General features: G+C 58.7%; 10 protein-coding genes. 6 read left to right on the top strand and 4 right to left on the bottom strand.

The features are described 5' to 3' along the window. The coding region (locus tag F568_RS0115735) for an aldehyde dehydrogenase family protein (RefSeq protein ID WP_019019713.1) at positions 1-765 on the top strand (765 nt) is incomplete at its 5' end. A 58-nt stretch (positions 766-823) separates the two neighbouring features. After that, positions 824-1,879, top strand: coding sequence for a TRAP transporter substrate-binding protein (locus tag F568_RS0115730; protein WP_019019712.1), 1,056 nt, complete (start codon positions 824-826; stop codon positions 1,877-1,879). 479 nt (positions 1,880-2,358) lie between these two features. On the opposite strand, the gene F568_RS0115720 is transcribed toward F568_RS0115730, so the two are convergent. Further along, the gene (locus F568_RS0115720; protein WP_019019711.1) at positions 2,359-3,297 is read right to left on the bottom strand and encodes a LysR family transcriptional regulator; all 939 of its coding nucleotides are present in this window, start codon (positions 3,295-3,297) and stop codon (positions 2,359-2,361) included. A gap of 144 nt (positions 3,298-3,441) precedes the next feature. Here F568_RS0115720 and F568_RS0115715 point away from each other — a divergent pair, with 144 nt between their 5' ends. Beyond that, the gene (locus tag F568_RS0115715; RefSeq protein WP_019019710.1) at positions 3,442-4,500 is read left to right on the top strand and encodes an SDR family oxidoreductase; all 1,059 of its coding nucleotides are present in this window, start codon (positions 3,442-3,444) and stop codon (positions 4,498-4,500) included. A 161-nt stretch (positions 4,501-4,661) separates the two neighbouring features. Here F568_RS0115715 and aroQ read toward each other — a convergent pair whose 3' ends face one another. Together aroQ and F568_RS0115705 are read right to left on the bottom strand one after the other, a co-directional pair. Next, positions 4,662-5,093 carry a type II 3-dehydroquinate dehydratase gene (aroQ, locus tag F568_RS0115710; protein WP_019019709.1) on the bottom strand — a complete coding sequence of 144 codons (432 nt, stop codon included), beginning with the start codon at positions 5,091-5,093 and terminating at the stop codon, positions 4,662-4,664. Further along, positions 5,090-6,160, bottom strand: coding sequence for a shikimate dehydrogenase family protein (locus tag F568_RS0115705; RefSeq protein WP_268247052.1), 1,071 nt, complete (start codon positions 6,158-6,160; stop codon positions 5,090-5,092). Before F568_RS0115705 ends, aroQ begins: the two co-directional genes overlap by 4 nt. A gap of 120 nt (positions 6,161-6,280) precedes the next feature. Here F568_RS0115705 and F568_RS0115700 point away from each other — a divergent pair, with 120 nt between their 5' ends. The 3 genes from F568_RS0115700 (at position 6,281) to F568_RS0115690 (ending at position 9,332) form a co-directional block, all read left to right on the top strand. After that, the gene (locus tag F568_RS0115700) at positions 6,281-7,282 is read left to right on the top strand and encodes a tripartite tricarboxylate transporter substrate binding protein (protein ID WP_019019707.1); all 1,002 of its coding nucleotides are present in this window, start codon (positions 6,281-6,283) and stop codon (positions 7,280-7,282) included. Between the two features lie 61 nt (positions 7,283-7,343). Then, positions 7,344-7,820 carry a tripartite tricarboxylate transporter TctB family protein gene (locus F568_RS0115695; protein ID WP_019019706.1) on the top strand — a complete coding sequence of 159 codons (477 nt, stop codon included), beginning with the start codon at positions 7,344-7,346 and terminating at the stop codon, positions 7,818-7,820. A 12-nt stretch (positions 7,821-7,832) separates the two neighbouring features. Then, positions 7,833-9,332 carry a tripartite tricarboxylate transporter permease gene (locus F568_RS0115690; RefSeq protein WP_019019705.1) on the top strand — a complete coding sequence of 500 codons (1,500 nt, stop codon included), beginning with the start codon at positions 7,833-7,835 and terminating at the stop codon, positions 9,330-9,332. A 3-nt stretch (positions 9,333-9,335) separates the two neighbouring features. On the opposite strand, the gene F568_RS0115685 is transcribed toward F568_RS0115690, so the two are convergent. Next, positions 9,336-10,076, bottom strand: a complete 741-nt coding sequence (locus F568_RS0115685) for a hypothetical protein (RefSeq protein WP_019019704.1) — start codon at positions 10,074-10,076, stop codon at positions 9,336-9,338. Between the last annotated feature and the right edge of the window lie 88 nt (positions 10,077-10,164).

The raw sequence follows: 10,164 nt of genomic DNA, 5'->3' as shown, positions 1-10,164 counted from the left end.
TCCACCCCGGTGGGGCGGATCATTGCCGAGCGTGCGGCACGTCAGCTCAAGCCGGTATTGCTCGAACTGGGCGGCAAGGCGCCCTTCGTGGTGCTCGACGACGCCGACCTGGATGCTGCAGTCGAGGCGGCCGCCTTCGGGGCGTTCTTCAACCAGGGCCAGATCTGCATGTCCACCGAGCGCCTGATCGTGGTCGATGCCGTCGCCGATGCCTTCGCCGACAAGCTGGCGACGAAGGCCGCCAGCCTGCGTGCCGGCGACCCGCGTGGCGAGGGCAATGCGCTGGGCACGCTGATCAACCGCGAATCGGGCGAGAAGCTCAACTCGCTGATCGACGATGCCCTCGAGAAAGGTGCGCGCCTGGCCTCGGGCGGCAAGGCCGACGGCGTGATCATGCAGCCGACCCTGATCGATGGCGTGACCGAGGCCATGCGCCTGTATCGCGAGGAATCCTTCGGGCCGGTGGTGGCGATGATGCGCGTGGCCGACGAGGCCGAGGCGATCCGCATGGCCAACGACACCGAGTACGGCCTGTCGGCGGCGGTATTCAGCCGTGACACGGCGCGGGCGATGCGCGTGGCCGGGCAGATCGAGTCGGGCATCTGTCACATCAACGCACCGACCGTGCATGACGAGCCGCAGATGCCGTTCGGTGGGGTCAAGTCCAGCGGTTACGGGCGTTTCGGCGGCAAGGCGGGGATCGAGGAGTTCACCGAGTTGCGCTGGATGACGATGCAGCTCGGTCCACGTCACTATCCGATCTAAGCGACGACCTGGATCTACAGCACGCCAGCCTCACCATCTCATACGGAGAAATTACAACATGACGATAACGATAAAAAAGTCGCTTCTCGCCGGTGCGTTACTCGCCAGCGGGATGTCACTGGCGACAGCCAGCCTGGCGCAAGATACGGTCACGCTTCGCCTCCACCATTTTGCCGCTCCGACCACGCCGGTCCAGGTCCAGTATCTGGAACCTTGGGCCGAACGAGTCGAGGAGCAATCCAACGGTGCCATTCAGGTCGAGATATTTCCGGCCATGCAGTTGGGAGGGTCTGCCCCATCGCTTTATGACCAGGCCAAGGATGGAGTCGTCGACATCATATGGACTCTGCTCAGCTACACGCCCAACCGCTTCCCGGCCTCCGAAGCCTTCGACCTTCCCTTCCTGCCCACGACCGGCGAAGCAACCAGCATGGCTGCCCACGAGTATGCCATGCAGCACATGCAGGACTCGCTCGAAGGCATCTACCCGATTGCCGTCTTCGCCCATACTCCCGGAAAAATCCATACCAAGGACGTTACGATAGGCAGCGCCGAGGACGTCAAAGGCCTAACGCTCAGGGCACCATCCAAAGCCATGAACGGATTTTTTGCCAACTTGGGTGCCAGGGTCGTTGGCATGCCCTTTCCTCAGATTCCGGAAGCCGTCTCTCGTGGCGTCATTGATGGACTGACACTTCCGTTCGAGAGCGCCGAGGCCCTGGGCGTGCTCGATATGGCACAAAATCATACCTTCTTCGAAGGTAACCATGGTCTATATACCGCCATGATGGTGCTAGCCATGGATCAGGATAAATACGACCAGCTCTCTCCGGAGCTCAAACAAGTCATCGATGACAACGCGGGAATCCAAGAAGCCCAGCGTATCGGCCAGGTGATGGACCAGGCAGAGCAAGCCGCCATCGACAAGGTGGCGGCCCGCAATGACGGAGAAATGATCCATATTTCTCAAGACGCTCAGGATGCCTGGAAAGCAGCGGCCGACGATACGATCCAGCACTGGATCAGTGGCATGAGCGAGCGCGGACTAGACGGCCAGCAGCTTTATGATGATGCGACAGCGTTGGTAGAAAAATACACTCGTCAGACGCAGTAGCTTCTCTCCGGCCCCTCTGATACGAGGGGCCTTGCCTACCCGCCTTTCAGAATCAGGCCAGCGTGTCGAGCGCCAGCGTCTCGCAGCCATAGATTTCCGGCTGCCGTGGCCCTTTCTTCTGGACACCGATCGCCATCGAGGATCTCTGGCTGTTCATAGGCATCGGCCTGGTGCCGGCAGCCAGTTCGGCCTGATCCAGGCCATGCGCTTCGCCCCCGCTTCGTTGGCTTCTCCCTTCCTCTACGCCCAACTCATCTGGCCGTCGCTGTTCGGCTTTCTGCTATTCGGCGATGTGCCAAACCTTAATACGTACCTAGGCACCATACTGATCGTAGCGGCAGGACTATATATCGCGACTCGGCGACACTAATACCGTTCACATTCAGTAGCTGGTTCAATAAGGGTTATTCCGAGCAAGTCGCTGCTGTGGCTATTCAGCCTCGTTATGAGGGCCGTCCAGCCAAAGATGGCCAATATGGTTACGACTGAAGTTCTTCCTGCCAGCGATCCCAAGGGGGAGTGGGCGACACCGTCTCGAATAGATAATCCATGAAGGCACGCACCTTGAGCGCTCTGAGCCGACGCTCAGGGGTCAGCACATAAAGCTCGCGGCGGCCGGGCATGACCTCGCCGCGCCATGTCTCAAGCAGTGCCACCAAAGCACCTTTGGAAAGTTCTTCGGCGATTAACCAAGTGGGAAACATGACCAGCCCCTGACCGAGCAGCGCCGCCCTTAGCAGGCTCTCGGCATCATTGCTAGCGAGGCTACCGTCGAGCTCATAGGCAGCTTCCTTCGCCGCATCGCCCCGCTGAAAATACCAGCGCTGGCGGCCCAGTTCGCCCTGATAGATCAAGCAGTCGTGCTCGGAGAGCGCCTCGGGCGTTTCCGGCGTTCCATGTCTTGCCAAGTAGCCAGGTGACGCGGCGACGACGTAGTTCATCGGCGCCAGCTGCCGGGCAACCAGCGATGAATCGGACAGGTTACCGACCCGGAAGGTGATGTCATGACCTTCGCGCACCGGATCGACGACACGATCGTTCAACTGCAGTTCCGCCTTGATGCTGGGAAAACGACATTGAAAGCGATGAAGCAACGGCACGATCTGGCGCTGGCCGAAGGCCACCGGTGCATTGATACGTAACACACCGCTGGGCTCCGCATGGGGTTGATTCAACGCTTCGGTTGCCATGTCGAGGCGTTCGAGAATGTCACGCACCTCTTCATAATAGCGCCAGCCTGCCTCGGTCAGAGTGACGGCACGGGTGTGCCGATAGAGCAGCGGCTGCCCCACTGATTCTTCCAACCCGCGAATCTGTCGCGAGACCGACGATACTGCGCGGTGAAAGTGTTGCGCGGCGGCGGTGAAGCTGCCGGTGGCGGCGACGCGTTCGAATACGCGCAAGGCGTTAAGGTCCATTGCATTAAGGCTCATTGTGTTGCGTTTTACGCAATAAATATTTGCAGCGTTTTCGATTGTAGCAACGAATGCTCTCTATCAGACTGCCTTCATTGATCTGGCGTGAGGCTAGATCTTCTCGAACTTTCAAGAAGGGCATCGATCATGCGTAAAGGCACAGCGCTCGTTGTTGGCGCCACTGGCATTACCGGCGGCAATCTGGCTTCTTATCTGGTTGCCAGCGGATGGACCGTCTATGGTCTATCACGCCGCGCCACCGAGCAGAGCGGCGTGATACCTGTCGCCGCCGATCTGCTGGACAAACTGGCCACTGAGCAGGCGCTTGCGGGCCTGCCGATTACTCACGTCTTCTACTGCACCTGGATTCGTCGTGACAACGAAAAGGCCAACGTAGAGGCCAACAGCGCGATGATGCGTCATCTGTTCGAGGCGCTTGATAGCGATAACCTGGAACACGCCTCGCTGGTGACCGGTACTAAACAGTATCTGGGATCATTCGAGGCCTACGGTAGTGGACGCCTCGAGACCCCGTTCCGCGAGTCCGAGCCGCGCGTGCCGGGTGATAACTTCTACTACGCGCTGGAAGACGTGCTGTTCGAGGCCGCTGAACGTCATGGGTTTAACTGGAACGTGCATCGCCCACACACCGTGATCGGTTATGCTCGCGGTAATGCCATGAACATGGGCACGACGATTGCCGTCTACGCATCGATCTGCAAGGCGACCGGCCAACCCTTCGTGTTCCCGGGCTCGCAGACCCAGTGGAACGCGCTGACTGACATGACCGATGCGCTCGTTCTGGCTAGGCAAATGGAATGGGCAGCAACCACGCCGGGCGCGGCCAATCAGGCCTTCAATACCGTCAACGGCGACGTCTTCCGCTGGCGTCGTATGTGGCGCGAGATTGGAGAATACTTCGGCCTCGAGGTGGCGGACTGCCCCGAGACGCCGCAGCCGCTGGAGGAGCAGATGGTGGGCGCCGAAGCGACCTGGCGCGAGATTGTCGCGAAGCACGATCTGGTGGAGCCGGACGTCGACAAGCTGGCTTCCTGGTGGCACACCGACGCCGATCTGGGCCGCGATCAGGAATGCATCAATGACACCACCAAGTCCCGCGACTTTGGTTTCGACCACTTCCGCGAGACACGTGGCGCCTTTTTTGACCTCTTTGATCGCCTACGCGCCGAGAAGATTATTCCCTGATATTGGGAAGAAAGTCGATAAACGAGCCCGGCGCCGCATGATGCCGGGCTTTTTTCATATCAGCAGTAAGATAATGGTCCCCCCTGCTTCCTTCCGCAAAGCCCGCTACGGCAGCACGACGTGGCGGGCAAAAGGAGAGCCTCGAGTTCTGACACAACAGGTTAGTCCAGCGTGTCGAGCGCCAGCGAATAGCCCTTGCTGCCCAGCCCGGCAATGACCGCATCAGCACGCATAGAAACGTACGAATGATGGCGAAAGCTCTCGCGCTTGTGGATGTTCGAGAGATGTACTTCGATAACCTGCCCATCGAAGGCATTGAGGGCATCGAGGATCGCCACCGAGGTATGGGTATAGGCCGCCGGATTGATCACGATCAATCCAGTGCCGTCACGGCGCGCAGCATGAATGGCGTCGATCAGCTCGCCTTCGTGGTTGCTCTGCAGGCACTTGAGGTCCCAACCGTTGATCGCCGCCTTCTCGTAAAGGCGGTTATTGATGTCGTCCAGCGTCTCATAACCGTAGATTTCCGGCTGGCGTTCACCAAGCAGGTTAAGGTTGGGTCCGTGCAGGACGAGCACCTTGTGCGAACTCATTGGCCTTGCTCCTTCAATAGTTTCTGCTTGTAGTGGATGAATAGCGCTTCGGCTTGCTCGTCGGCGAGCTTACGCGTCTCGGCGTCCTCGCAGAAGAACTTGAAAGCATCCACACCCTGGAACACGAACAGGCTGACACCGCTCATCACCTGAGCACGGGCTTTCCGCGCGGCAGTAATGAACTCGGTGATCGCCGGCACGTAGACGGCATCGAAGATCCAGTGCCGCGATTCGATAAGCTTCTTGGGCAGAGGGCAGCCTGGGCTCTTTTCGTGGCCAATCGGCGTGCAGTTGACCAGCCCATCACAGCCTCCGACGGTCTCGGCCAGTGCGCCAAGAGTAACCTCCGAGGCGCTGAAACCGGCCTGACGCAGCTCATGGGCCAACTTGGCGGATTTGCTTTCGTCGAGGTCCAGCAGAATGATTTCCTCGGCCCCGAGCTTGCCTAGCCCGAAGGCCACCGCCTTACCTACTCCGCCGGTACCGATCACCAGCACACGTCCCGGCGCACGCTCACCCAGGGTCGCGCGATAGCCGCTGATGAAACCGCTGAAATCGGTATTCTCGGCCTGGATCTGTCCATTAGCGAAGACCAGCGTATTGGCCGCCCCGACCAGCCGAGCGCCTTCGGTGGCGCGATCCGCCAACTTAACGGCGGCTTCCTTGTAAGGGTAGGTAACGTTGACGCCCCGATAGCCCTCGGCCATGACCTTGCGAACCTGGCTTTCCAGCGATTCGATAGGCATCTCATTGGCATCGAACAGGTCGTAGGTAACCGGGATACCAGTTAGCTCACCGAGTCGGGTATGCAGGTCCGGTGCGCTGGAATTCATGATTGCCTTGCCGATCAGGCCAAGACGCATGGCTTTGTTCTCCTTATCGTGAAACGTAACGCCTCTAGCTGGCTGCGCGCCGCCAGGCTGGCCGATGGCACCCGGCAGAAAGTGTCTCAGCTCGTTAAGAGAGTGGTAAAGTAGGGCCGCGCTAGCGCTGACGCAGCCTTGGCGTGTCCTGCCTGGGCGTCCTCGACATGGATCGGGCCTCACCCTGAAGCGCAGCGACACCATTCGGCTTCTTCGCTAGCGCTGTTCCGATATGAACGTGGACCCGCAACACAACAGCATCGCTTATAATGCGACACCGATTTCACCGCAAATAATAATCAAAGACTTACAGAGGACACCGCCATGCTCAAGCAGGTTTTCGCAACGCTGGCTATTTCTGCCGGCACACTGACTGCGCTCTCGCCGGCCCTGGCCGATTATCCTGAGCGCAACATCGAAGGGATTATCCAATGGGGTGCCGGCGGCGCAACCGACAATGTCGCTCGTAGCCTGACCCCCCACGTCGAGGAAGCGCTAGGTACCAGCATTGTGCTGACCAACCGCTCCGGCGGAACCGGCGTCATCGGCATGAACACCGTCCTTACCAAGCCGGCAAACGGCTATACCGTACTGTACGGGGCCGAAAACCCGCAGCTTTACCCGATCATGGGCTTGGCCGATTTCACCTATGCCGACATGACACCGGTCAATGTGATCGGCCAGGGCCTGGTCGTGATTGCCGCACCGACGGATAAAGACTGGGAAGACTTCGGTGACTTGCTCGAAGATGCCCAGGCCAATCCAGGCTCGCTGCGCATGGGGGGCACCGGCGCCGGTGGTCTGCCCAACACCGTGCTGGCGATGATTAACGCGGTAGATGAACTGGACGTCCGCAACGTTACCTTCGGTGGTGACGGCCCCGGTATTACCGCGATGCTCGGTGGTCACATCGATTTCATGCCACTGAGTCTGGCCGCCGCTCAGGAGCATATCGCCTCCGGACGCCTCAAGGGTTTGGCCGTGTTGACCAAGGAACCGATCGAGCAGCTTCCGGACGTGCCGCCGATCACCCAGGCGTTGCCCGAAATCGAGTCCTACCTGCCGTGGGGGCCGTTCTGGGCAGTTGCGGTACGCAAGGAGACACCGGATGACATCGTGACCACGCTTGCCGATGCTTATGAACAAGGTGTTGCCAATGAGCAGTTCCAGCAGTTTCTGACCAAGAATGGCGGACAATCGCTCAACTTGCGGGGTGAAGAAGCCAAGCAGTTTCTGTCTCACTGGCAGTCCGTAACCGCCTGGGCCCTGGAGAGGGCGGGTTCTGCCAAGGTCTCACCCGAGGAAGTCGGCATTCCCAAGCCGTAACCTGGCGCGTAGAAACGGCGGAACAGCCTTGGCTCTTCCGCCGTTTCTCTATGGAGGGCACATGTCCAAGCAAACCAAACTCCAGCCAGGCGAGCGCGCATTCAACCTGCTGTTGCTGTTGTTCAGCCTGGGGATCTTCTACGAGGCCTACCGAATATCAGGCCCCGGTTTCGAGTCGATCAACTCACCCGGTGCATTCCCTATCGGACTGGGCATTATCCTGATGTTATCGATGATCGTGATCATCACCGGCCAGCTTCGCAAGCCGAAGCCGGACACTCAGGGTGCATTGGATGAAGCCCGCCAATTCCTGAGCGCGCACTTTCCACTGCCGATCGTGGTCTTTTCCGCAATGGCCATCGGTTACCTGCTGCTGCTCGAGTCGCTGGGCTTCATCATCAGTACCCTGCTCTTCCTGTTCGCTTCCATGGTCTATTTGCGTCATGGCCGCCTTGTATCATCGGCGGTCATTGCGGGAGTCTCCATTGCCATTATTTACATCCTGTTCACCCTGCTTTTCCAGGTCTATCTACCCTGACGAGATCCTCCCATGACTGATTCACTTGCCTACTTTCTGATGTCATGGACCGACCTGTCGCTGCTGTTACTGACGGCGGCCGGTACCTTCGCCGGCATCTATATCGGCGCCATTCCCGGTCTCTCGGTAACGATGGCCGTCTCTATCCTGATTTCCTTCACTTTCGCCTGGGACGTCAATGATGCCCTCGCGCTGATGGTGGGCGTCTTCTGTGGTGGCGTATACGGCGGTTCACGTACGGCCATTCTGCTCAATATCCCTGGGGCTCCCTCGGCAGTTGCCACGTCCTTTGATGGTTACCCCTTGGCTCAACGGGGCGAGGCCGGACAGGCGATTGGTCTAAGTACGGTCATGTCCGTGATCGGCGGCCTCATTGGGGTACTGGTCCTGGCCAGCACCGCGCCGGTATTGTCTGAGTTCGCCCTGCAATTCGCACCGCGCGACTATTTTCTGATTGCCGTACTCGGTCTGCTGCTGGTCGGTAGCCTCGCGGCGGAATCGCTGTCACGGGGCATCTTTGCCGCTGCCTTGGGTGCGGTTATCGGCCTGGTGGGCATGGATCCGGTCACCGCCGAAGGCCGCTTTACCCTGGGCAGCATGCAGTTACTGGGCGGCATTCACTACGTGGTGGTGATGATCGGCCTGTTTGGCGTCGCCGAGGCGTTCTTCCAGTTACATCAGCTCAGCGTCAAGCCGGTGCGCCAGAACGTCGAAAAAATCATTCCCTCGCTGAATCTGGTACTGAAATTCCTGCCGCTGTCGATTCGCACCTCGCTCATCGGTGTCATTGTCGGCGCCCTGCCCGGCACCGGCGGCGATATCGCCTCGCTATTCGCCTACGATCATGCCAAGCGTTCGGTCAAGCATCCTTCCAGGCCATTCGGCAAGGGTGCCTACGAGGGGCTGGTCGCACCCGAAAGTGCCAATAACGCCGCCGTAGGCGGCGCCTTCGTGCCCATGCTGACACTCGGCATGCCTGGCGATGCCGTCACTGCGGTCATGATCGGGGCATTGGTCATCCATGGGCTCAATCCGGGCCCGATGTTGATGGTGACCACACCGCACATTTTCTGGTTCGTGGTGGGTGCGCTGGTGCTGGCCAATCTCTTCCTGCTGATTTTCGGCCTGATGGGTATCAAGCTGTTTGCCAAGGTGGTCGAACTCCCCAAGGCAATCCTGATCCCATTGATACTGGTGCTTTGCGTGGTGGGTAGCTACTCGCTGAATAACAGCATGACAGAGGTCTACTGGATGCTCGGTTTTGGCATTGCAGGTTATTTTCTGAAGATTTTCGGTTTCGAGATGGGGCCGATCATCCTCGGCGTGATCCTCGGCCCATTAATGGATAACACCTACCGCCAAGCCATGGCCTCGGTGGGCGATAGCACGCCGGCCCTTTTAATCGAACTGGTGACCAACCCGCTGTCGATCATACTGACTCTCGCTATCGTCCTGTTGTTGGTAAGCAACCTTCCTCTGAAGCGCATGATACGAGGTAGCGAAAATGGCTAATGCCTAGGAGGAGGCATCGGATTCCCTTTTGATGCGCACCGATGAGGAGGAAGTGAAGTTACTCTCGTTGAGGTCCGCCACCATCTTGCGCAGCTTGCGGCGCTGGCGAAACGACGCCAGGCGCTTGGTATCCCAGGTCGTCGGAGCCAGTGAACAATAATGTTCGTTGTCGATGAGGTCGAAGCTACGCTCTGAACCGACCGGCATATCCTCGGATCCATATACACCGATGAGGCGAATCGTCAGGTATTTGAACTGCAGGTCACTGTCTTTGGGACGGTGACCATTCATCTCGATCCCCCCCTCACGGGCCAGGCGCTTGACTAAATCATCGAACGTGCCGATATGCAGGAACCCACCGGACTCGAGCGGCCCCTGACGCGTATTGTCGCTCACATTCACCGGCGCCAGTGTCCGCCTCTCCCGATTGCCTTCTTCATCGGCGGGTTCATCGTCATCGCTGTACTCCTGCTCGAAGTCGGTAACGTCCATGATGATCGTGCCTTTAGACGTCTTAAGTTCGGCAATGATGTATTCGATAAAGATGGCCTCGGCACTCATGTTGCTGATGATGCACAGCGCATCGATGTCTTTCTGACGACCACGGTTGATGATCAGGCGCGGGCGGCGCTGACGGCGAAAGCCTAGATACAGCAACTGGGCATACACCAGCCAGATAAGTAGCGTGCCGAAGTTGGTAAACACTGAAAGTACTTTCGAATGCTGGGATATCCAGTCAAGCATACGTCTCCCTGTCTTTTCTCAGCCGGGTCGCTTCGGCTTACGGCTTCCTGCTGCTTACTGGACCGATGCTGCATTCACCAGGATGGAG

The organism is Modicisalibacter luteus DSM 23508 (assembly GCF_000378505.1).
GTDB classification, from domain to species: Bacteria; Pseudomonadota; Gammaproteobacteria; order Pseudomonadales; family Halomonadaceae; genus Modicisalibacter; species Modicisalibacter luteus.
The sequence above is the reverse complement of the archived record's forward strand: the minus strand, read 5'-3'. Positions and strand labels throughout refer to the sequence as shown.

Coding starts and splice junctions, on each gene's coding strand:
- F568_RS0115730 (WP_019019712.1), top strand. CDS start 824: ATGACGATAACGATAAAAAAGTCGCTTCTCGCCGGTGCGTTACTCGCC.
- F568_RS0115720 (WP_019019711.1), bottom strand. CDS start 3,297: ATGGACCTTAACGCCTTGCGCGTATTCGAACGCGTCGCCGCCACCGGC.
- F568_RS0115715 (WP_019019710.1), top strand. CDS start 3,442: ATGCGTAAAGGCACAGCGCTCGTTGTTGGCGCCACTGGCATTACCGGC.
- aroQ (WP_019019709.1), bottom strand. CDS start 5,093: ATGAGTTCGCACAAGGTGCTCGTCCTGCACGGACCCAACCTTAACCTG.
- F568_RS0115705 (WP_268247052.1), bottom strand. CDS start 6,160: ATGGTGTCGCTGCGCTTCAGGGTGAGGCCCGATCCATGTCGAGGACGC.
- F568_RS0115700 (WP_019019707.1), top strand. CDS start 6,281: ATGCTCAAGCAGGTTTTCGCAACGCTGGCTATTTCTGCCGGCACACTG.
- F568_RS0115695 (WP_019019706.1), top strand. CDS start 7,344: ATGTCCAAGCAAACCAAACTCCAGCCAGGCGAGCGCGCATTCAACCTG.
- F568_RS0115690 (WP_019019705.1), top strand. CDS start 7,833: ATGACTGATTCACTTGCCTACTTTCTGATGTCATGGACCGACCTGTCG.
- F568_RS0115685 (WP_019019704.1), bottom strand. CDS start 10,076: ATGCTTGACTGGATATCCCAGCATTCGAAAGTACTTTCAGTGTTTACC.